Origin of the sequence: Pseudoalteromonas sp. H105, assembly GCF_001469215.1 — a bacterium.
GTDB lineage: Bacteria > Pseudomonadota > Gammaproteobacteria > Enterobacterales > Alteromonadaceae > Pseudoalteromonas.
Map to the genome: position 1 here is coordinate 203,625 of NZ_LOFH01000002.1, position 21,961 is coordinate 225,585.

Here is a 21,961-nt window from a genome sequence, read left to right on the forward strand (position 1 = left end):
GGTCCATTTGTGAATAAATTATTTTGTTTCTGCCTCATTTTATTTTGCGTCAACACGCATGCTCTGACAGAGCAAAAATCGACTAATCCTATCAATATTGGCGTAAGCCCTTCATTACCTCCTTACGTATTTAGTAAAGACAATTCAGGTTTGCAGCTAGAACTAATCAAAGCGGCTTTTAAAAGCCAAGGCATCACTGATTTGAATATTATCTACATGTCTAATAAACGCGTAGAGTACTCCTTAGAGCAATCTGAAATAGATGTTGCGGTGAATTACGCAGGCTCCGTATTATGGGAATCTACCCGAGTCAAAGCCTTTTGTCCTATCAAAATGTGGCAGTAAGCCTGACTAAAAATAATTTTAAGATAAATTCTGTTTATGCGTTAACAGGTAAAAGTGTATTAGCTTTTCAAAATGCCACTTCATTTTTACCTCATCCTTATAAAAGGGTGACTGCGAGATTAAATTACTACGAAGAAGTTGTAAATCAGGAAGCCCAGGTTGATCATTTAATGAAAGAGTGGGTCGATGTAGTCGTACTCGAAAAGCGTGTATTTTTGTATTATCTACAGCAATATCAGCAAGACAACGACACAAAAGAGATAACAATACACCCTATATTCAGTGAAGCCGCGCGTCCTGCATATTTTAACAATAAGAAGTTGCAAGCGCTTTTTGATACGGGACTAGCCCATATCAAAAAAAGTGGTGAATATAACGCAATTATGGCCTTTGATGGCACTAATTATGCGATTGCCCCAGACGATGGCTTAGTCAAATAAGGCCACAGTTTGTCGTGTTAGCGCAATGAGCTCACCGGATTGTGACCAAATAGCCCCATCTTCAAGTCCATACCCATCTTTACAATGATGGGTTATTGCTTCAAACCCTAGCCATTCACTCGCAGCTAATTGTGGTTCTTGCACGAATTCTAAATACCAAGACATACTGCTTGCCGGCGCAGGTTGCTGAAACATTTGTAATAGAGTGGGGGGCCAAGCATCGGTAAGCGCGATAATGTGTGCTTCATTTAAATGTTGTGGAGTGTGCTTTAATTTCATCCAACCACCTAAATGCGAAGTATCTGCACCAACAAACGGCATACCACCTTGTTGTGGACATAAATCGACATGTTGGAAAAATTCAGGCATGGCACCTGACTTAAAAGGAAGCGTATAGCGAGGATCCACAGGGGTTAAAGTCATTTCTTTTGACACGGGTACATGAATTCCAGAATTACGTGATTTAGCAAAACATGCTTGAACAATCACGCTTACTTGATCATTTTGCATGGCTTTTGCTAATACCTGTGTACTATTTTTACCTTCACGCAATATTTCAACATGCAATGAAAAATCTGTATCGGCTAATAAGGGACCGACAAAATTTGTGCTTAATGATAGTAAACGCCGCGATGGCTCAATTTGTTGGCGCATAGCTTGATAAAGTAGTGAAGCAGATAACCCGCCAAATGCGGTTCTACCTTGGCACCAATTAGCTGGAAATTGCATGGTCGCTGATTTTTGCTCAAGCGCTGGCATGTTACCAATATTTGTTGCAGCGTGTAATAAATCATCAAAGTGCATAACTGTTCCTATTAATAATAAGTTGTTAACGTAATTTATATCACACAAAAACTGATCAGACCACTTGCGAAAACGGGCGGGAATGGTCTAAAAAACAGCAATCCACACTTCTTATAAGGTTATTTGCAAAATAAATGACAAAAAATTACTTTTTTTTCATTTTTACAGTTGAATTCAGTTTGGGGCATCCCTATTTACTAGTCATCGAACGTATTAACGAATTTTGAAGTTGGAGATGATTCATGGGTAAAATTATTGGAATCGATTTAGGTACTACTAACTCTTGTGTTGCAGTACTAGATGGCGATAAAGCACGCGTAATTGAAAATGCGGAAGGCGATCGCACAACACCGTCAATCATTGCGTACACGCAAGATGGTGAAACATTAGTTGGTCAACCTGCAAAACGTCAAGCAGTGACAAATCCAACTAACACATTATTTGCGATTAAGCGTTTAATCGGCCGTCGTTTTGAAGACGAAGAAGTACAACGTGATATCGGCATCATGCCTTTTGAAATTATCAAAGCAGATAATGGCGATGCATGGGTTGAAGCGGGCGGCGAAAAACGTGCTGCTCCACAAATTTCAGCAGAAGTACTTAAAAAAATGAAGAAGACGGCGGAAGACTTCTTAGGTGAAGAAGTAACAGAAGCGGTTATCACTGTACCTGCATACTTTAATGATTCACAACGTCAAGCAACAAAAGATGCGGGTCGTATTGCGGGTCTTGAAGTTAAACGTATTATCAATGAGCCAACAGCTGCTGCACTTGCATACGGCATGGATAAAAATAAAGGCGAGAACATCGTTGCAGTATACGACTTAGGTGGTGGTACTTTTGATTTATCAATCATTGAAATTGATGAAGTTGAAGGTGAGCACACATTTGAAGTACTTGCGACAAACGGTGATACTCACTTAGGTGGTGAAGATTTCGATAACCGTGTAATCAACTACTTAGTAGCTGAATTCAAGAAAGACCAAGGTATCGACTTAAAAACCGATCCACTTGCAATGCAACGTGTTAAAGAAGCAGCAGAAAAAGCAAAAATTGAACTTTCATCTGCACAATCAACAGAAGTAAATCTTCCGTATGTAACAGCAGATGCAACAGGTCCTAAGCACATGAACGTGAAACTAACACGTGCTAAGCTTGAGTCACTTGTTGAAGATTTAGTTACTCAGTCAATTGAGCCGCTTAAACGCGCACTTGCTGATGCAGACTTATCTGTAAGCGACATCAACGACATCATTCTTGTTGGTGGTCAAACACGTATGCCATTAGTACAAAAAACTGTGGCTGAGTTCTTTGGTAAAGAGCCACGTAAAGATGTTAACCCAGATGAAGCAGTAGCCGTAGGCGCTGCAATTCAAGGTGGTGTACTTGCAGGTGACGTTAAAGACGTATTATTACTCGATGTTTCTCCACTGTCTTTAGGTATTGAGACGATGGGTTCAGTAATGACTGCGCTAATTGAGAAAAATACAACGATTCCTACTAAGAAATCGCAAACGTTCTCAACAGCTGAAGACAATCAAGCTGCGGTAACAATCCACGTCTTACAAGGTGAGCGTAAACGTTCTAGCGACAATAAATCTCTAGGTCAATTTAACCTAGAAGGTATTCGTCCAGCACAACGTGGTACACCACAAATCGAAGTTACTTTCGATGTAGATGCGGATGGTATCTTACATGTATCAGCGAAAGACAAAGATACAGGTAAAGAGCAAAAGATCACGATTCAAGCGTCTTCAGGCTTAAGCGATGAAGAAGTAGAGAAAATGGTTCGTGATGCAGAAGCTAACGCTGAAGAAGATAAAAAATTCGAAGAGCTAGTAGCGACACGTAACCAAGCTGATGCAATGGTTCACGGTACGCGTAAGCAAATCGATGAAGCTGGCGATGCACTGCCTAGTGAAGACAAAGAAGCAATTGAAGCGGCTGTTGTAGAACTAGAAGCGGCTATTAAGAGTGACAACAAAGAAGAGATTGAGGCTAAAACTCAAGCGCTTGCTGAAAAGTCACAAAAATTGATGGAAATCGCGCAAGCTAAAGCACAACAAACTGGCAGTGACGCTGGCGAGCAACCACAACAGTCAGCTAAACAAGATGACGACGTTGTAGATGCAGAGTTCGAAGAAGTAAAAGACGACAAGTAATTGTTGCCAACGCTTCTCACTAATGCAAAACACCATGACTAAATTGGGTGTTTAAGTTAGGATGAACAAATGAGGCGCGTAGGCTAAAGCTTAACGCGCCTTTTGCATGTAAGACGTACATGTAAAATAGCTTAAAAATGAATGGTAAATCGATTTGATTTATCGGTTTATCCGCAGCCAAGCTGCAGTAGCAAAAGAGTAGTGTGATAGATATGTCAAAACGCGATTATTATGAAGTTCTTGGTGTGGCAAAAGATGCCAGCGAAAGAGACATTAAAAAAGCGTATAAACGCTTAGCGATGAAATATCATCCAGATCGTACCGCCGGTGATAAAGAGCTTGAGAGTAAGTTTAAAGAAGTAAAAGAAGCGTACGAAATTTTAACCGACGATCAAAAGCGCCAAATGTATGACCAATATGGCCATGCAGCCTTTGAACAAGGTGGTGGCGGTGGCCACGGTGGATTTGGTGGCGGCCAAGGTGATTTTGGTGATATTTTTGGTGATGTTTTCGGTGATATCTTTGGCGGAGGTGGCGGTGGACGTCGTCAATCTCGCCAACAACGTGGTGCCGATTTACGTTACAACATGGACTTAAGCTTAGAAGAAGCGGTTCGTGGTAAAGAAGTTGAAATTAAAGTGCCAACGTGGGTGAGTTGCTCTCCATGTGACGGCAGCGGTGCAAAACCTGGTTCTAAACCAAAAACATGTACAACGTGTCACGGTGCAGGCCAAGTACAAATGCGCCAAGGTTTCTTTGCAGTGCAGCAAACTTGTCCTACGTGTCATGGCACAGGCCAGATAATTTCTGATCCCTGTAACAGTTGTCATGGCCAAGGCCGTGTAGAGAAAACCAAAACTTTATCAGTTAAAATACCAGCGGGTGTTGATACGGGCGACCGTATTCGTTTGTCTGGTGAAGGTGAAGCGGGCGCTCATGGAGCACCTGCGGGTGACTTATATGTGCAAGTATCGGTACGTGAACACCCAATCTTCGTGCGTGATGGTAACAACCTCTACTGTGAAGTACCAATCGGTTACACCACAGCAGCCCTAGGCGGTGAGATTGAAGTACCTACGCTTGACGGTCGCGCTAAGCTTAAAATACCTGCGGAGAGCCAAACGGGCAAAATGTTCCGCATGCGTGGCAAAGGTGTTAAATCAGTGCGCAGTGGTGCAGTTGGTGATTTGCTTTGCAAAGTGGTTATTGAAACACCGGTTAACTTAAACGAACGTCAACGTGAATTACTTGAAGAGCTTGAGCTGAGCATGGGCAAAGATGGTTCAAAAAACCGCCCTAAAGAAAAAGGCTTCTTTGATGGCGTGAAAAAATTCTTTGATGATTTGACCAAGTAACAATCGTTAAGTGATTTAAAAAATGGTGCCAAATGGCGCCATTTTTAATATATTTTGAAAGAAATAGCGTGTGTATTCAATCATAAGTACGCGCTTATATTTAGCAGCACTCCCTCCGCCTAAGCGTTAACCTTCCCTGCATAAAATTAAAACCAGATTTTTATTTAACCTGAACTCTGGTTAAGAGATGTATCAATATACGGATATTAAATGATAAATTTTTACAAGTCGCCGCTGGAGATAAATTTATTATCCAGAATTCAGGTTATTTATAATGTTTTTTTTAGTGCAATGAATAACCAAATAAAAATCAACTTTTGCTTTATTGCTGGCCAAATATTCTACAAACTATGTAATCATTTGCAGTACGGTTAACGTACAGGTTTAAGGATAAATAATAATGACACCGGCCATTATACTTTTAGAAAAAGAGCACATTAACTTTACCGTATTAAGTTATGAACATGATGCAACAGCAGCACACTTTGGACTCGAAGCGATTGAAAATCTTGAATTAAATGCAGAAAAAGTATTTAAAACGTTAGTGTTAGAAGCCAATAATAACAAACTCGTTGTAGCAATTACGCCGGTATCGCAGCAGGTCAATTTAAAGCAACTGGCTAAAGCATGTGGAGTTAAAAAAGTAGCGATGGGTGAACCAAAAAAAGTGACTGCCAGTACGGGCTATATTTTAGGGGGAGTCAGCCCGCTTGGGCAAAAAAAGCGCCTTGATACGTATATTCATCACAGTGCCGAAAAGTTTAACACCATTTATGTGAGTGCAGGTAAGCGCGGCCTTGAGATAGCGCTTTGTCCTTTCGATTTAAAAAAACTTACACAGGCAACGTTTGCGTGTTTTTGATAAATAAGATGATAGATTTGCGCTTTTATTGAACCAAAAATCAAAAATACCCTCAATTCAGCTTACACGTGTAAGCTGTTTTTATTCAATAACTTATGCATACCAAAAATAAATAAATTGAAAAAAGTGTTAAAAAGTTGGTTAGAGCAATTGATCTAAAGCGATTTTTATGACGTAATAGTACTATAAATTATCTGGTCGGATGAGTTAATCATGAGTTTACGTACAAAATTAAAAAAAGTGTTACCTAGTATTTCTATTACTGAACAAGAAGCGCTTGATGCGGGTGATGTTTGGTTAGAGGGCTCTATCTACCAAGGTAAGCCTGATTTTAGCGCCTTGCGCGCTGTGCCAGCTGCAACATTAAGTGCAGACGAGCAAGCCTTTATAGATGGCCCGTTACAAGAACTAATGGGTATGATTGATGATACAGAGATTCAAAATGGTATTCATTTACCTGATTACATTCTCGATTTTCTTAAAAAAGAACGTTTCTTTTCACTTATCATCCCTAAGTCGTTCGGCGGGTTAGAGTTTAGCCCTTATGCTAACTCAACTATCGTAGGAACCATTGCGACTAAAAGCTCTGCGGTGGCGGTAACGGTAATGGTACCTAACTCATTAGGTCCGGGTGAGTTACTCCTTCATTTTGGTACAAAAGAGCAACAAGCTCATTACTTACCACGCTTAGCAAATGGCCGTGATATTCCCTGTTTTGCATTGACTAGCCCAGAAGCGGGTTCTGATGCAGGCGGTATCCCTGATTTAGGCACCGTGACTAAAGGCATGTATAAAGGTGAAGAAGTATTAGGCCTTGAAATTACATGGGACAAACGTTACATCACGTTAGCACCTATCGCGACTGTGCTTGGTTTAGCCTTTAAAGTAGTTGACCCTGATGGTCTACTTGGCGGCAAAGAAAACCTAGGCATTACCTGTGCGCTTATTCCAAAAGAGCACCCAGGTGTTGAGCTTGGTAATCGCCACGATCCTATGGGTATTCGCTTTTACAACGGTACTACCCGTGGTAACAAAGTATTTGTACCAATGGACTTCATTATTGGTGGTCAAAAGAACATCGGCCGCGGTTGGCAAATGCTTGTTAGCTGCTTAGGCGCTGGCCGTGGTATTTCATTACCGGCATTAGGTGTAAGTTCGTCACAAGTTGCATTTAAAGGTGCATCTGAGTATGCCGCAGTGCGTGAGCAATTTGGCTTAGCCATTGGTCAGTTTGAAGGTATTCAAGAAAAACTAGCAGACATTGCAGGTAAAACATACCTTCAAGAAGCGATGCGAGTGCTGACAACTGAAGGCTTAGGCATGGGCTTAAAACCATCCGTTGTTACAGCGATTGCAAAATACCACATGACAGAGATTGGTCGCGATGTACTTGATTCAGCAATGGATATCCAAGCAGGTAAAGCGATTCAAAATGGCCCGCAAAATACATTAGCCAGTGGCTATGTGGCACAGCCTATTGCTATCACGGTAGAAGGTGCAAACATTCTAACTCGTAACCTAATGATTTTTGGTCAAGGTGTTATGCGTTGCCACCCATATTTACAATCTATGGTTGAGTCAATCCACAGTGAAGATAAAAACGCAGACAAAGAATTCAACAGCATACTACGTAAAACAGTTGGTTACAGTGTAGGTAACAGCTTACGTGCATTCCGTTTAGGTGTTTTACCATTTACCGCGGGTGCTGAGTCTAAATTGCCAGAAGTGCGCGAATACGAAAAAGCAGCGCAAAAGTTATCTGCTAAACTCGCTGTATATGCTGACTTCTCGTTACTAGTGCTTGGCGGTAAACTTAAGCAAGCTGAAATGCTTTCTGCACGCCTAGGTGATGTGATGAGCTTTTTATATGCGGCGATGGCATCAATCAAGTACTACGAGCAAAAAGTAGCGAGCAGTGAGCGTGAACAAGCAGCGCCATACTTCCACTATGCAACTCGTTTTGCTCTTCAAAGCGCTGAAGAAGCATTGCACAAGTTTTTAGATAACTTCCCAGCAAGTGGTACACGTAAGTTTATGCGTTTCATTACCATGAACTACTCAACTAAAATGCCAAAGATCAGTGATGACTTAATCCGTGAACTTTCTAAGCAAGCACAGCTAGATACAGCGTTTAAAAAGCAAATCACGCATTTAGTTAAGCCAGTTGAAGGCGACGGTCATCATATTAATGAACAAGCATACCAAGCTAAAATGGCGTGTTTAGACTTACTTGCAAAAGTTAAAAAAGCGTTGCGCAGCAAAACAATCAAGCCAGGTATCCGTTTTGCGTTAACACTTGATAATGCGCTTGTGGCTAACATCATCACAGAAGATGAGTATGCAAAACTAATTGATTACAACAAAAAGCGTGAACGCGCAATTCGTGTTGATGAGTTTGATTTTGACTTAAACTTGTTAGATGAAAATGCAAAGCCAGTAAACCCACTGAAAAGCGTTGTTAATCAGTAATATTTGATTTAATTCAACAATGTAAGCGCCCAGCAGTTCGGGCGCTTTTATATTCAAAAGCCCATACAAAATTGTGTGGGCTTTTTTGTTCGCGGTTATTAAATTACTCGTGCCATTTAAAACGAAATGGACAAGCCAACACAAATTATAAAAGACGATAAAACCCTCACCTTTACGTATGGCCCACAGCACAGCGTAATTTTGACCCATTTGGTAAACCACGGCTAGCCAGTGGCGAGTTAAAGCCGTATGGCAATTCAAAACTTGATGACTTAGAGGATGCTAAAACACGAAGAGGCTTTACCGATCACGAACATTTAGATAATGTAGAGCTCATTCATATGAACGGGCGGGTGTACGATTATAACCTTGGCAGGTTTATGAGTGTAGATCCGCTTATTCAGTCACCTGGAAATTCACAGTCGATAAACCCGTATTCGTATATTATGAATAATCCTCTGGCGGGGACTGATCCGACTGGGTATGCTAAAGAAGAGCTTACAAAAATAGAGCACACCAAAACCACAGAAAAAGTTGCTGTAACTGGATCAAGAATTAAACGTACAGTGACGACTGATGTGTCTGGTACTGCTACCTTTACAACGGGGAATGGGGCAACAAAGACACAATCTTTTTCAGCGACTTACAGCGGTGGCAAAGTCGCCAGTATGGATATAGGCAGTCAGAAAAATATTGCTCAAAAGTCGGGAGAAGGGAATGGTGGTACCAATCAAAGTCAAATATCTGTTACAGGCAGTGCTGAAGAGTCAACTAGTGCAAAACTTTCGGTACCCAGCAAAGATGTACTAGGTACAAAGGAAATGGACAGTCAAGCTACAGAAATAATCAATAACTTTGAAAGTGGTGGGACCAAGGAACAGGGGATTTTAGTTGATAAATCAGGGAAACACATAGAACCTGAGTCTTGCAATAATAAAGGTTGCAGTTTCGACTCACCTAAAAATATTCGTTTTGTAGCTCATTCACATGTTGAAAGCAACCATCCTCATAGTGGTATGGCAGAGGCAACTACAAAAAAAAGGGAAATGCCAGGACCTGGCGACCATTCGTTTCTGGTCAAAAAAAATGCGCCTAATTACTTTCGAACACCATCTGGAGTTATAAAGGTGCTCGAGTACAAGGGTGGGCAGTATCAGGTCAGGACGTTAAGTACAGGCTCTATTTCTCCAAACTGGAATCCTTCGGACGCAAATTTATCAAGAAGAGAAATAAAAAAGGCACTGAAAAGATGAAAAATTTTAAATTAATACTGATTTTAATGTTCATGTCGACTTCTTTATTCGTAAGGGGTCATGCAAAAAGTGATATAGAGGTTATTTCAGTTTCCATGTATGAAGTACTTGTTAGCCCAGATAAATTTCATGGAAAGAATATTGAGATAACTGGTGTATATAAATTTGATTTAGACTTGGCCACTCTATACCCTAGTAAGGAATATTTTATTGAAGACGTTTTTGAGTCATCACTAAGCATACACCTACCTGTATGGATTACCTCTGAAAACTTAGAGGGGCTTACTGAATTAGATGGAGAGTATGTTAGGGTTACAGGGGAGTTTGATGCGAAAAACAGGGGCTATGGAGGGTTTAATAAAGGTCAAATATTCAATGTTAAACAGATAATAAGGCACTCTAAGTAACAGGTCTGTTACCTGTCACCTTATTGTGGCAGGTAACCCATCATCACCGTATAAAACATTCCCATTTTCGCGTATAATCGGGAAAGTTAACGGAGCCAATATGAGTAAAGTTGTAGAGTTCAAGCATCATCACAGCACCACCCCAACCATCGAAAATCGGAAAGTTCTTCCAGTCCCACCCAAATACAGCCAAGTTCGTGAACGTGAATATCTTCTACCCGATGAAGTAAATCGCATCATCAAAGCTGCAAAGAATGTCGGACGCCATGGTCACAGAGATATGACAATGGTGATGATGAGTTACCGTCATGCATTGCGTGTGTCTGAGTTGGTCAATTTGAAGTGGTCGCAGATTGATTTGAACCAAGGTTTGATTCATGTGAACCGACTGAAGAATGGCGTTGCCAGTGTTCATCCATTATCAGGTGACGAAATTCGGGCATTACGTAAACTGAAACGTGATTACCCCGACACCCAATACATTTTCATTACTGAACGAAAAAGCCCTATAACAACCAGTACAGTTCGTAAGATGATAAAACGTGCTGGTGATAAAGCTAAGTTACCATTCCCCATCCATCATCACATGTTAAGACATAGCACTGGCTTTGCTCTCGTGAACTCTCAACAAGATACTCGTGCCATTCAGCATTACATGGGTCACAAGAATATCCAGCACACTGTTCGCTATACAGAGCTTGCTGTTGGTCGGTTCGATAACTTCTGGAATTAACATTACTAGCAATCTGACATTGCTGATGACTAGTGTAGTTTTGGTGTAGCAGTGTAGTTTTAGCCCCCTTTTTTATAAACTATTCATAGAGAAAAATTTAAAATAGTTTTGTTAAATGAAAGGTAAAACTACACTAACTACACTGATGGTTGTTAGCTATGTGGTCGGTCTCTAGTCGGCTTGCAATAACCAGCATGAAAGCCAGTGAAGATAAGGGTTAGCGTAATTGCTGGTCGGTTTCTTCCGCAAGCAATGTAAAGTGTTCAATAGGCAACCTTGTCGTGCAGCGTCCAAGTCATACTTAATATTCAAACACCATTCATCATAATCACCACCCAGTCATCTCTACACATCATCACCATCTCCGCCACTTCAACTATCCAACCCCCTATCAGCAAGCATTAGGCGGTTTTAAATTGCTACTAATACCTTGATGATAAGTTGTGGCTCTTGAAGTCTTGATGATGCTAACCAAGATAAACGCATCATGGGGTCAACTTTTGTTGATGATGATGGGCAACTATGAAATGATTACTAACGGATTGATGATGTTGGGAAATTGGGTAGGTTAGTGTTGGACTAGCGGTAGGTGATACTGTTGTACCAGTGGAGAAGGTCATGCACCATTGACTGCTGAGCAAAGGCAGTTTGCAGCCGACGGTAAAATGAAGGAATATTGGAACTCCCGTCACGAGAGTGGAGACCCGTGGTCATTAGCTGGGCTCGCATTGTGGGACCCTGAACACTCGGCTGTAACTGATGCGCATAGGGATATGGCTCAAGTTTTAAAGGGTAGGTTAATATACGATGGCGTCATGTCTGGGAAGTTATCTTCAGATGCCAGTATTGGTGATGTAAACTCTTTTATGGAAAATGTTGGGATTGCAGTAATGAGAGGTCATGCAACTGCAGTTCAAAGGGATTTCACTGGTAAGCTAGGTGAAAGGTGGGGAGTTCTAGATAAGTATCAAGCTGCTGTTTTTCATCATAAGGTATTCTAAAACCAAGGTTTAAGTCCACACGTTTACGGAGGAACTCCAATAGGGTTTGGAGGTTATGTTCCATTCGTATCAGCACAGGCGTGGATGACAAATAAAATAGCCAATTTACCAAGTTTTGGAATTTGGTTTCCAACCAGAAACGGCGCAACAAGAGTATTTGATTCTTGGTGTGGGCATATGTGCTTTGGACAAGGCTATATATCTAATGAAGACTCGCACCATGACCCAGCAAGGTAGGTAATATGAATATAAACATGAGATTGCTTTGCGGGATGCTCGCATTAGTTTCTTTGGCTTCCTGTTCGTCAGAGACAGAGTTTGAATTAATATCAAACCAGAAAATATGTGTTAGCAACGAACAACTTGTTGCTGCGGATATGCTGAATTCTAGTGTCACGAAAGAGGTCACAATCACTCAAGACTTAAATGACTGGAGTAGCAACCTTTCTGGTGATGTATATGTTCACATAACGGCATCAGATAAAGCCGTTACATCAAAGTTTTTTAGTGAGCTTGAGTCACACGTAGCCATGCTGGACAAAGACCAGTTATCAACAGTCAACAATTTGGTGAAGGTGGAAGATGAGGAGTCTGTGGGTGTATTTCACCTATTTGATTCTTCAAGTTCGCTCTCAATGAAGGGCTATATCGGTAGTTGCTTCACCTTATCCGATACTATGGGTGAATGCACGATAACAACCAACTCTGCTAAATATCATCTAAAGGCTGATATACCACTCGCTGCGCTTGATGAGTGGGGGTTAATAAAAAAGCACCTAACAAACCTACCTAGTAGATTAAGCTGTAAGTAACCTTCAAAAATGATCAAAATACCAGCTTTGCTGGTATTTTGATCATTTACACCCGTTTCAATTCATCCATCATCACAGCGTCACACCTTCTTCAGCATTACTAGCAATCTTCATCACCGTATAAAACATTCCCACTTTCAGCTATAATCTCGAAAGTTACGGAGAACCCGATGAGTAATATCAGCAACTTAGAAGATTACAGAACACCCACCCCAAACACCGAAAACTCGAAAGTTACCAATACCCGCAAATATAAAGATGTTCGTGAACGCAAAAACAAAGAAGACACCCATCTTAATGTTTGAGGCTGGCTAGGGAGAAAATGACTTCATTTTGCGCTGCATCACCATCTGACTGCGCAGGCCTAAGTGTTGATGAGTTCGATAGCACCCCTTTTGAGTGGTCCAAGAACAAGGGCTCCCTACACCTAGATGACAAAATATCCAAGAAAAAACATACTGGCGCTATAGTTGAGCGTTTTGGTCCAGACAAGAAAGTTAAGTCAGTTCAATTGTTTGCAGGAGGGATTGTTTTGCAAGGAAAGACAACTACATCGGGATTAGCTGAGGTTCTTCTGCATGAATACTGGCACACATCATCACCGGGCACCGCCGCCTTCAAAGGGGGAGGTGATTTTGAAACTCCTGCATACAAGTGGTCTCAGGCGGTAATGAATCATGATACTGGAGAGTAAATTTATGAGAATTTTATTGTGGTTGGCTTTTTTTTCATTCGAGTGCTTTGGTGCAACTAAGTTTGTAGATTTGAATACTGGCTATACTCTTAATATCAATCAAAAGGCTGGTGAAATAAAGAAGAGAAATAAAGAAGACACCCATCCTAATGTTTGTATTTTTTATATTTTGCACTAACTTTTAATTAGTGCAAAATATGATTAGGGTGTCACATGGCAATTGCAAGAAAGCGTCAAGTAAGTTTGGCAGATACAAAGTATTATCACTGTATTTCACGTTGTGTTCGACGTGCTTTTTTGTGCGGTGAAGATCGTTTTACAGGTCAGTCTTTTGAGCATCACAGAGGCTGGGTTGAAGATAAGCTGCTTGGATTAGCCAAGGTATTTTGCATTGATGTATGTGCTTATGCAGTCATGAGTAACCACACTCATTTAGTGCTGTATGTAGATGATAAAAAAGCCAACAGACTTAATGACAAAGCGATTGTTATTCGCTGGCATAAACTGTGTAAAGGCACCTTGTTAACGCAGAAATACGTACAAGGTGAGAAGCTAAGTAAAGCAGAACTCATCTTTTTTAATCAAACGGTCAAACAGTATCGCGAACGCTTATCAAGTATTAGCTGGTTTATGCGTTTGCTAAATGAAGATATAGCGCGCAAAGCAAATAAAGAAGATAACTGCACAGGTAGGTTTTACTCGCTGCCATCCATGGCGCTCACCCTTCGGGCCGCCTAAGGCGTTCAAAGTTTTTCCTTACAACTTTGTGGGAAGGAAGGTTCAAGTCACAAGCCTTGCTTGATGAAGCCGCACTCGCCGCCTGTATGGCATACGTTGATTTAAATCCTATCAGAGCAAAAATGGCGCAAACACCGGAAGCATCGGACCACACAAGCGTACAAAAACGATTAGAAAGCGTAACAGAAGGCAAGCAACCAAAAAAACTATTGCGTTTTGCCGGCATGCCACGTCAAATTATGCCAAAAGGATTACCGTTTGAACTTAAATCCTACCTTGAACTAGTTGAATTAACAGGGCGTTGTATACGAGAAGGTAAACGCGGGTATATTGAAAGCACACATTTACCTTTACTAGAAAGAGTCAATATTTCCCCAGAAAACTGGTTAAAACTGACTACGCAACTTACGCGGGTATTTCATGGCGCAGTAGGTAGGACGACCTCACAAGAGAGTTACTGTGAAAACTTGAACAGAAAACGGCGTAGCAACGTCAGCAACAGCGAAAAGCTGTTGGCATAAAGTTAAAAGTCCTCAATAAGAATGAAAACTGCAATCATGCAGTTATTTTTATGCGTGTAATTTAGGTGTAACAGTGATAAACGCTCACTTAATGAGCGATGTGTTAGTGAAAACAGAAAAGAAATAAGTTTTTAGTCCAAAAGAGTAAACTTAGTCGCACAGTCATATTTACTTAATTAAAGTGGCTGTCTAGTTTATTTACGATTCTAGAGCCCTATGCGCGGTTATATTTAGTTTTTTATGATAATTAGTGTGCTGCTTTTATACCTTTATACAAAAGCGGCACTCTGGATTTAATTTATGATTTGCCTAACCAGTAGCTGTTTTGGTAGATATTTTCCTTGTACGTTGATTCGCTATAATCGTACACGCGTTGCCAAAACAAACGGTCTAACAAGTAGTTATTGCCATCTTTGTGGAGTAACTTAAAGTTAATAAGGGAAAGGTATGTACCTGTTTCATTTGCTAAAATGCTGGTTTTACAGGTTGTAAAATCAGTTGCTTCTGGGCAGTTTGACATCATTGCAAATGTAATGCTGTTATCTTCTTCAAATTGCCAGTATGTGTTTGGTTCTAAGCTAGAAGAATTTGTAAGCCCATTTTGTGCAAAACTTAGGAAAGAACCGGTATTGTCATCATTTAAATACCAGTAAGCTGAACTGTAGCCAGAGTTATAGTCTTCGCGCAGGTAATTAAAGAAATGTTTGTAATCTGCGAGTGTTACCTCTTCTTCATCGATTACCTCAAGAAGTGGGTAACCTAGCATAGTATGGCGTTGCTCTTTATTACGTGCATGCGCTACGATTGTTTGCCCATCAAAAAGCTCAAAGAAATGTAATGTCGATTCTTCACCATTGCCTGATACTTTGATTGTCTCGCCATTATTATCAAGGCTTAAATGCCAATTAAACGTCTCGCCCGTTTTTGGGTTGTCAAAGGATACGGTTGCATTGTCATTTGCAGAGACTAAAAAGCTTGAAGGTACATACCGAATAGCAAGGCCTTCACCTGTGTCTACTTGCCCTTGTATGAGGCGCCCTGTATAGCGTTTGCCTGTTTCTAGTGTTGGCACTGCCATAGGCTTTATTACCCTTACAGCAAAAATGCTTTCTTGCGTGTCCATAGCAGCGAGTAGTTCAGGTGTTTCAAGAATGTTATTGGCTGTTAAGTCATCATGGTAGCTTAATGAATGAGATAACTTGAGCACGAGGAATTCATTAAATTGCGCTACCACATCGGCATGCTCTAGGTTTACATCAAACTGCGCATTAAACGTATTTCCTTCATTATTTTTTTGAAGCTTATCAATGGTGGCAACTGTTTTAGCTGAGTTTATTGTGAGTCGAGTACCTTGTAATACAGCAGAGAAGTCGACGTATTCTGCGTCTGTTGTTGTACCCGCGCTATCATACATAGGTAACGAAATTGCAATTTGCGTTTCAAAAAAGCTGTCTTCACTTTCTGCGTTTAAGTGACTCACTATCTTGTATGATGAAATTGAGTGATTAGTGTAATACCCCGAAGAAATAGCCGAAGGAATATCTTTATAAAGCGTGACTACTTCACCTTTATCTTCAGTCACATTAAAAAATTCAACGCGAATCGCATCATCACGCTTTGCAAGCACATCAATTTCTATTAGCTCTCTTTGCGCACAGCCGTCTCCAATACAATTTGGTACGAACTGCGTGCTTAATGTAATGACATCAGGGTTAGCCCAAAGAAAACTGCTTAAAATAGTGTCATTGAATAGGATGCCTCTATCTTTGGTAGCGAACGAAATAAGCATGTTTTGGTCTTCGGTGTGCCAGTTTCCTATTATTTCACTATCGTTAAGTTCTATGGGCTGCCATGCATCTCTATTTTCTTCAACGTCAACAGTTAACTGATATTGGTTACTTGCTTGGCCATCAGATAATTCAACGATAAATGTATGGCTATCAACGTCAAAAAGACTGGGGTCAACATTAAAGGTTGCTTTGTTATCACGTGTGCTAACACTCACCCATTCAGGAGGGGTTATTAGCATAGCCGTGATTGCATCATTTTGGGCATCGTAAAGATCAACCTCTAAACTAAAAGGTTGTAAGGCTTTTGTTTTAATTGATAAAGGAGCTGAGAGCGTCGGTGCGGTATTCAACTCGATTGGGTCAGTCTCTTTTTTTGTATCTTCGCAGGCAGTTAATGCCACTGCAAGCAGTGAAATGCTAATCAGCTTTTTCATTTACATCCTTTAATATTTTGTTGTTTTTTAGCAGCAGTAATTTACCTCAATAGGGTAAAGCCGTCAAAGGCACTATGTAACTAAAAGTAAACACTTTAATTAATATTATTACTTGGCAATCGATATTTATGATTAAAAGAACACACCTCTTTTAAATACAAAAAACACTAATTGTTAAATTAAGTGAACATTTTCAAACAAATTGCCAACATTGCTGTTACGTAAGCTCTGATACGATTAATCCAATGATTGCTAGCGGAGTAAACCAAAATGAATATTATGAAACCTTTGTTTAAATCACTTATCTTTTCAGTGATATCTCTCACTCTTATTGCCTGTACGAATGACAAAAAAGTAGAGGTGACAAAACCAAAAGAAAACCAGACATTAGCTGAGTATGTTGCAAGCCAAGATTTTTCGGGGTCAGTATTGGTTGCTAAAGATGGACACGTATTGCTGAGTCGGGGTTATGGTTATGCCGAGCGGCAAAACAAAGTCGAAAATACTCCCGATACGGTGTTTCGGATTGGTTCCATAACCAAACAATTTACATCAATGGCGATGTTAATGCTCGAAGAGCGAGGTTTGTTATCACTTAATGATCCCCTATCAATGTATATCAATGATTACCCTAATGGCGATAATATTACGTTAACTCACTTGCTAAACATGACCAGTGGGATTGTAAATTATACAGATCGCGATGATTTTAAGTCATATAAAAACAAGGCGCTTACCCCTCTTGCTTTAATTGAAAAATTTAAACATGAACCGCAAACGTTTGAGCCCGGCACCCAGTATACGTATTCCAATTCTAACTATGTACTTGCAGGGTATATAATTGAACAAGTATCAGGAATGACGTATGCCGATTTTATTGAGCAGTCTATATTTCAAAAGCTTGATATGGCCAATAGCAGTTACGGTAAAGATCGCATTGGCTATGATCAATTTGCACAAGGCTACCGCAACGATAGCGCTGTAAGTAATTTATCTATGACAACACCCTATGCGGCTGGGTCATTAGTATCAACTGTGGAGGATTTGTATAAATGGCATCATGGGGTGACAAACCGTGCCTTGATTTCTGAAGAGTCGACGCAAAAAATGTATACCGTTGGCTTAAATGGCTACGCGCTTGGGTGGAGCGTCAGTACTAATCGTCATGATGAGACATTTTATCAGCATGGTGGCGGGATTGATGGGTTTATTAGTTATATTTTGCGCTCAGAAGACAACGGTTACTTTGTTGCAGTGCTTGCTAATGAAGAGGAATTTCCATCCGATAGGCTTGCTTCTAACATTATGGGCTTAATTGACATAGACTAAACTTGAACGGGCCAAGAGGAAATCATCGGGCCCTTTTTGTTTTTATTAGCTAGGGTCTGTTGACCTTTGCGGATTAAAATTTGTTCAAACTCGGGGCGTTTTGATCGCGGCGTGAGGTATGTAACCTAGTGGGCTAAGTCAAAACCGAGCTAAGTGCTCACGCCCCTTACCACCTCCATGTAGGCAACAAAGAGCTAATCGCCCTTAGGTAGAACCCGAATGGCAGCGCCTGTTTGGCATTGGTGCTGCGTTATCGCCTATTTATGGGGAATAGCACACCACATAGGCGCTGCCTTGCCTAAATATCAAACAGGTTGCTGTAAATTTAACCTTGAAAGGTAAACAGGCCCTAGTAAGTTTAATCGCATTTTGCACTTTGTATTGTGTTTGGGTGGGTAAACAGCACACGCCTTTGAGTAAAAACAATGAGCGCAGATTTTTAAAAAGCCACATAACGTACTCGATATTAAATGTGGTTTTTTTATATGTGATTTAAAACAGTTTATTTAATTCATTAAACTCAAGGGGTTTAAAGTTATAGTAACCTTGGATAACTAAATTGCCCTTGTCTTTAAAGAAGTTTATTTGCTCTTGTGTTTCAACACCTTCTACAACAAGTCGATAATTAAGGCTCTTAGCAAGTCCGATAGTTGCATTTAAGATCGCTTGTGATTTGATGTTTTCTTTGACATCGACAATGAAACTTCGATCAATTTTTAATTCATCAAAAGGAAGATCCACTAATTGCCTGATAGATGAGTACCCAGTGCCAAAATCATCAATTGATAATGGAAACTCTGATACTTTTAATCGTGATATGGCATAGAGGGCTTCTTTATTCATATTAACGGCAGAGGACTCGGTCAGTTCTATAATCACTTGCTTTGGAGGAATATTATGTTGCGTTATTTTTAGACGAAATGAATCTGCAAATTGTTCAGTTAAACTAAGCGCAGACACATTGAATGAGCAGGATAAATTGCTATTATTAATCAATAACTGACTCAATTTATGTAACGCACAATCAAGCATTAACAGCGTATATTCGCTGATCAAATTAGCTGCCTCTAATAAATTAATAAAGGTTAGTGGCTGTAAGCTTTTTATGTCAGGGTGTTTTACTCTAACTAAACATTCAATTCCAATTATTTTGTTTGTCGTAATACATACTTGAGGCTGAAAAACAGGGAAAATATACTCTTTTTTAAACCATTCATTTAACGTGCGAGAATCTAATAGAATCTGTGAATTTTCGATACCTAAAGAAGGGGACGTCTGATTAATTAATTCTTTAGGTTCAGTTCCAAGGAGCGTTATCACTTCTTTAAAACGCGCTGGCTTATTTAATCTGGGGAGTTGTTTTATTTGTAAAGACTCAATATAACAATACAATGGAGTAAGCACATTGTCTGATGCACCAGACATTAAACTTAAATATCCTTCATACCCTTGGCTTTCTAGTGCTGTAATGGTGTCTAGGCCATCTTCTCCAGTTAAATAAACATCTAGCAAAATTAAATCGGATGGTTTTAAATCAATTTCAAAGAGTGCGCGAGAGGTGGCAACCCCTTTATATTCAATGTTGAGGTGCTTAGAAAAATCGCTAAACATTTCTACATACAATGGGTCGTCGTCGAGTACGATTAAACGCTCAATTTTCATGTTTATTAGCGCCTAATTTTTCAACAACATTAACCAGTTCATCAAGCTTAAATGGTTTGTTGATTATATGACTGAATATAAAGTCGCTTTCAATTTTCAAATCGCCAGTCACTAAAACAACCGCAATACCGTGAGGTAATTGATGGGCAACTGCATCGCCTAACATGCTTTCTAATCTATAATCGACAAAGAAGATATCAGGTGGGCTTTGCTGGCAATGTTTAATCGCGTCGTTTTCGTGGTTAAATGTAATGATAGTATGAGCAGAATCCTCAAAAACCAATTCAAAAATGTCCGTTAGGCATTTTTCATCGTCTAAATATACAATATTAGCCATGGTTAACTTACCTCAGCTACATTAAACGTAACCCTGATTAGTGTGTTTGGTGATGAATCATCAATCTCAATGATTGCGTTATGGTCATCTACGATCCCTTTCGCAACAGAAAGACCAAGCCCTGTGCCTTTATTGGTTTCCTTGGTGGTGTAAAACGGTTCAAACATTTTAAGTTGGATATCTCTTGGTATGCCATCACCTGAATCTGTGACTTCAATTAATACTGAGTTTGCATGTACTTTTACCGCGATATTTAGCCAAGGTTCCTCCTGGCCATTTATTGCATCTATCGAATTGTTTAACAGGTTTATAATGACTTGCTCTATTTCTATTTCATTGCCGTAAATATAGGCTGGGCCATTCAAAGCAGGGGTAAACCTAATTAAACTGCGCTTTATTTTAGGCATGACCAATGAAATCGCTTCTTTAGTCAGTTCTGTTAATTCAAATCGGGTTTTTATAGGCTCATCATCTGTTCGCGAAAACCGCTTTAGGTTTTTTACAATATACGAGATACGGTCGCATGATTTTAATATAGCGTCTAACTTTCCATTTGACTCACTGTTTCCCTGATACTTGAGTAATTCCGAGTAGCCCGAAATAATGCCCAGCGGGTTGTTAATCTCATGGGCTATGCTTGCGGATAACTCTCCTAATGCAGCAAATTTAGCATTTTGAATGCTTTTTTGACGCTCCTGATTATATTTAATTTCAGTGATTTTTTTATCGTGAATATCTTGGATTGTGCCAGAAAGTGTTGCTACTTTGCCATCAATATAATTTGGTTTGCCATCGGTGAAAATCCATTTTATGTCACCGTCCTCAGATTGTGCTTGAAGTTCAAGTTCGTAGGGTATGCCTAATTCAATCGCTTTTGAGACCGCTTCATCAATGAGAGGTTTATGTTCTTCCACAAATAAGCTAAGCCCTTGCGGTAAAACAGGTGTTTGACTATTCTTTTTTTCTACACCGAGTATTTTAAAGGTTTCATCTGTCCAAGAAAGTTCACCTGTTTTCACATCAAGTTCCCACCCACCTATCTTAGCGATGGAGCTTGTTTCGTTGAGTATTTTTAATATTTTTTTAGATTTGGCTTCAAATTCAATTTTGTCAGTAATATCAAAGCGAATTGCTGTGTAACCTTCTATTTTTTTATTAATGTCAAATATGGGGATAATAATGCTTTCTAGGTAATAGAGGCGACCATCTTTTCTTTTATTGGTGATGGAACCAGTCCAGATATGGCCTTTAGAAATCGTCTTCCACATGTCTTTGAAAAAAGAGATATCATGGAAACCCGAGTTAACGATGCGATGCGTTTTACCAATCAACTCCTCACGAGAGTATCCGCTGACCTGACAGAACTTATCATTTACTTGGGTGATGTTTCCTTTTAAATCGGTTGTTGCATAAATCACATTCTTGGTAAGTGCTGATTGTAATTGCACATAATTATTGTTGATTATTTTTTCGTCCGTTACATTGCGCGCTACAGCGTAAATCAACCCTGTATCTGTGTCGGGGAAGGCGTTCCACTCAATAAATAATATGTTGCCTGAACAATCCAAGTACCGATTTTGAAATTTCAGTGTTTGCCCACCACTAGACAGTTTTTCCATCTCTTTTATTGTGGTTTCTTTGTCGTCGGGATGAATAAAATCTATAAACTTTTTGGATACCAATTCAGCTTTAGAGTAACCCAGTGTTTTTTCAAACGTACTGTTAACATCGATAAAATAACCATCCATGTTGGCTATGCAAAGTAACTCATTAGAGTAATTAAAAAACTTTTTATACATATTAACGTCTCTTA

Annotated in this window: 18 protein-coding genes and 2 pseudogenes; 15 read left to right on the top strand and 5 right to left on the bottom strand. The window is 39.9% G+C overall.

Annotation, left to right across the window (positions count from 1 at the left end; genetic code table 11):
• The first annotated feature begins 9 nt into the window (after positions 1-9).
• Both ATS75_RS20570 and ATS75_RS20575 read left to right on the top strand, forming a co-directional pair.
• Entirely contained in the window at positions 10-345 is a 336-nt protein-coding gene (locus tag ATS75_RS20570; protein WP_235591127.1) for a hypothetical protein, read from the top strand.
• Positions 294-785 (top strand): transporter substrate-binding domain-containing protein, encoded by a 492-nt coding sequence (locus ATS75_RS20575; protein ID WP_235591128.1) that lies wholly within the window; start codon positions 294-296, stop codon positions 783-785. The genes ATS75_RS20570 and ATS75_RS20575 overlap by 52 nt, the downstream gene beginning before the upstream one ends.
• Here ATS75_RS20575 and ATS75_RS04470 read toward each other — a convergent pair.
• Positions 774-1,589, bottom strand: a complete 816-nt coding sequence (locus tag ATS75_RS04470) for an acyl-CoA thioesterase (RefSeq protein ID WP_058559232.1) — start codon at positions 1,587-1,589, stop codon at positions 774-776. The genes ATS75_RS20575 and ATS75_RS04470 overlap by 12 nt on opposite strands.
• A 242-nt stretch (positions 1,590-1,831) precedes the next feature.
• On the opposite strand from ATS75_RS04470, the gene dnaK reads away from it, so the two are divergent.
• From dnaK to ATS75_RS04530, 12 genes and pseudogenes are all read left to right on the top strand, one after another.
• Positions 1,832-3,751 (top strand): molecular chaperone DnaK, encoded by a 1,920-nt coding sequence (gene dnaK, locus ATS75_RS04475; RefSeq protein WP_058559233.1) that lies wholly within the window; start codon positions 1,832-1,834, stop codon positions 3,749-3,751.
• Positions 3,752-3,963: 212 nt separating this feature from the next.
• Positions 3,964-5,106 (top strand): molecular chaperone DnaJ, encoded by a 1,143-nt coding sequence (gene dnaJ / locus ATS75_RS04480; protein ID WP_058559234.1) that lies wholly within the window; start codon positions 3,964-3,966, stop codon positions 5,104-5,106.
• Between the two features lie 400 nt (positions 5,107-5,506).
• Positions 5,507-5,968: a Cys-tRNA(Pro) deacylase gene (gene ybaK / locus ATS75_RS04485; protein ID WP_058559235.1), complete on the top strand. Its 462-nt coding sequence runs from the start codon at positions 5,507-5,509 to the stop codon at positions 5,966-5,968.
• 213 nt (positions 5,969-6,181) lie between these two features.
• On the top strand, positions 6,182-8,437 hold the full coding sequence (locus ATS75_RS04490) for an acyl-CoA dehydrogenase (RefSeq protein ID WP_058559236.1): 2,256 nt from the start codon (positions 6,182-6,184) through the stop codon (positions 8,435-8,437).
• Positions 8,438-8,739: 302 nt separating this feature from the next.
• Positions 8,740-9,690 (top strand): annotated as a pseudogene (locus tag ATS75_RS20580) (RHS repeat domain-containing protein); the annotation flags it as partial.
• Positions 9,687-10,097: a hypothetical protein gene (locus tag ATS75_RS04500; protein ID WP_058559238.1), complete on the top strand. Its 411-nt coding sequence runs from the start codon at positions 9,687-9,689 to the stop codon at positions 10,095-10,097. The pseudogene ATS75_RS20580 and the gene ATS75_RS04500, both read left to right, overlap by 4 nt.
• A gap of 100 nt (positions 10,098-10,197) precedes the next feature.
• Positions 10,198-10,830, top strand: coding sequence for a tyrosine-type recombinase/integrase (locus ATS75_RS04505; protein WP_082665399.1), 633 nt, complete (start codon positions 10,198-10,200; stop codon positions 10,828-10,830).
• Between the two features lie 626 nt (positions 10,831-11,456).
• Positions 11,457-11,831 (top strand): hypothetical protein, encoded by a 375-nt coding sequence (locus ATS75_RS04510; RefSeq protein WP_058559239.1) that lies wholly within the window; start codon positions 11,457-11,459, stop codon positions 11,829-11,831.
• 242 nt (positions 11,832-12,073) lie between these two features.
• A complete protein-coding gene (locus ATS75_RS04515; RefSeq protein ID WP_058559240.1) occupies positions 12,074-12,643 on the top strand; it encodes a hypothetical protein in 570 nt (189 codons plus the stop codon).
• 170 nt (positions 12,644-12,813) lie between these two features.
• Positions 12,814-12,948: a hypothetical protein gene (locus ATS75_RS20725; protein ID WP_268801556.1), complete on the top strand. Its 135-nt coding sequence runs from the start codon at positions 12,814-12,816 to the stop codon at positions 12,946-12,948.
• A 17-nt stretch (positions 12,949-12,965) separates the two neighbouring features.
• Positions 12,966-13,337, top strand: coding sequence for a hypothetical protein (locus ATS75_RS04520; RefSeq protein ID WP_058559241.1), 372 nt, complete (start codon positions 12,966-12,968; stop codon positions 13,335-13,337).
• A 213-nt stretch (positions 13,338-13,550) separates the two neighbouring features.
• Positions 13,551-14,596, top strand: a pseudogene (locus ATS75_RS04530) (transposase).
• 298 nt (positions 14,597-14,894) lie between these two features.
• On the opposite strand, the gene ATS75_RS04535 reads toward ATS75_RS04530, so the two are convergent.
• Positions 14,895-16,820: a hypothetical protein gene (locus ATS75_RS04535; RefSeq protein ID WP_058559243.1), complete on the bottom strand. Its 1,926-nt coding sequence runs from the start codon at positions 16,818-16,820 to the stop codon at positions 14,895-14,897.
• Between the two features lie 270 nt (positions 16,821-17,090).
• On the opposite strand from ATS75_RS04535, the gene ATS75_RS04540 reads away from it, so the two are divergent.
• Positions 17,091-18,149, top strand: a complete 1,059-nt coding sequence (locus ATS75_RS04540; protein ID WP_058559244.1) for a serine hydrolase domain-containing protein — start codon at positions 17,091-17,093, stop codon at positions 18,147-18,149.
• A 492-nt stretch (positions 18,150-18,641) separates the two neighbouring features.
• Here ATS75_RS04540 and ATS75_RS04545 read toward each other — a convergent pair whose 3' ends face one another.
• Genes ATS75_RS04545 through ATS75_RS04555 form a run of 3 tightly spaced genes read right to left on the bottom strand, consistent with a single transcriptional unit; the run spans position 18,642 to position 21,947 of the window.
• Positions 18,642-19,811: an EAL domain-containing protein gene (locus ATS75_RS04545; RefSeq protein ID WP_058559245.1), complete on the bottom strand. Its 1,170-nt coding sequence runs from the start codon at positions 19,809-19,811 to the stop codon at positions 18,642-18,644.
• Positions 19,801-20,148: a response regulator gene (locus ATS75_RS04550; protein ID WP_058559246.1), complete on the bottom strand. Its 348-nt coding sequence runs from the start codon at positions 20,146-20,148 to the stop codon at positions 19,801-19,803. Before ATS75_RS04550 ends, ATS75_RS04545 begins: the two co-directional genes overlap by 11 nt.
• Before the next feature lie 2 nt (positions 20,149-20,150).
• A complete protein-coding gene (locus ATS75_RS04555) occupies positions 20,151-21,947 on the bottom strand; it encodes a PAS domain-containing sensor histidine kinase (protein WP_058559247.1) in 1,797 nt (598 codons plus the stop codon).
• Between the last annotated feature and the right edge of the window lie 14 nt (positions 21,948-21,961).

Bases quoted from the DNA above. Each gene is read 5' to 3' on its own strand.
- dnaK (WP_058559233.1), top strand. From the start codon at position 1,832: ATGGGTAAAATTATTGGAATCGATTTAGGTACTACTAACTCTTGTGTT.
- ATS75_RS04545 (WP_058559245.1), bottom strand. From the start codon at position 19,811: ATGAAAATTGAGCGTTTAATCGTACTCGACGACGACCCATTGTATGTA.
- ATS75_RS04470 (WP_058559232.1), bottom strand. From the start codon at position 1,589: ATGCACTTTGATGATTTATTACACGCTGCAACAAATATTGGTAACATG.
- ATS75_RS04490 (WP_058559236.1), top strand. From the start codon at position 6,182: ATGAGTTTACGTACAAAATTAAAAAAAGTGTTACCTAGTATTTCTATT.
- ybaK (WP_058559235.1), top strand. From the start codon at position 5,507: ATGACACCGGCCATTATACTTTTAGAAAAAGAGCACATTAACTTTACC.
- dnaJ (WP_058559234.1), top strand. From the start codon at position 3,964: ATGTCAAAACGCGATTATTATGAAGTTCTTGGTGTGGCAAAAGATGCC.
- ATS75_RS04535 (WP_058559243.1), bottom strand. From the start codon at position 16,820: ATGAAAAAGCTGATTAGCATTTCACTGCTTGCAGTGGCATTAACTGCC.
- ATS75_RS04520 (WP_058559241.1), top strand. From the start codon at position 12,966: ATGACTTCATTTTGCGCTGCATCACCATCTGACTGCGCAGGCCTAAGT.
- ATS75_RS04555 (WP_058559247.1), bottom strand. From the start codon at position 21,947: ATGTATAAAAAGTTTTTTAATTACTCTAATGAGTTACTTTGCATAGCC.
- ATS75_RS04500 (WP_058559238.1), top strand. From the start codon at position 9,687: ATGAAAAATTTTAAATTAATACTGATTTTAATGTTCATGTCGACTTCT.
- ATS75_RS04550 (WP_058559246.1), bottom strand. From the start codon at position 20,148: ATGGCTAATATTGTATATTTAGACGATGAAAAATGCCTAACGGACATT.
- ATS75_RS04540 (WP_058559244.1), top strand. From the start codon at position 17,091: ATGAATATTATGAAACCTTTGTTTAAATCACTTATCTTTTCAGTGATA.
- ATS75_RS20575 (WP_235591128.1), top strand. From the start codon at position 294: ATGGGAATCTACCCGAGTCAAAGCCTTTTGTCCTATCAAAATGTGGCA.
- ATS75_RS20725 (WP_268801556.1), top strand. From the start codon at position 12,814: ATGAGTAATATCAGCAACTTAGAAGATTACAGAACACCCACCCCAAAC.
- ATS75_RS04515 (WP_058559240.1), top strand. From the start codon at position 12,074: ATGAATATAAACATGAGATTGCTTTGCGGGATGCTCGCATTAGTTTCT.
- ATS75_RS04505 (WP_082665399.1), top strand. From the start codon at position 10,198: ATGAGTAAAGTTGTAGAGTTCAAGCATCATCACAGCACCACCCCAACC.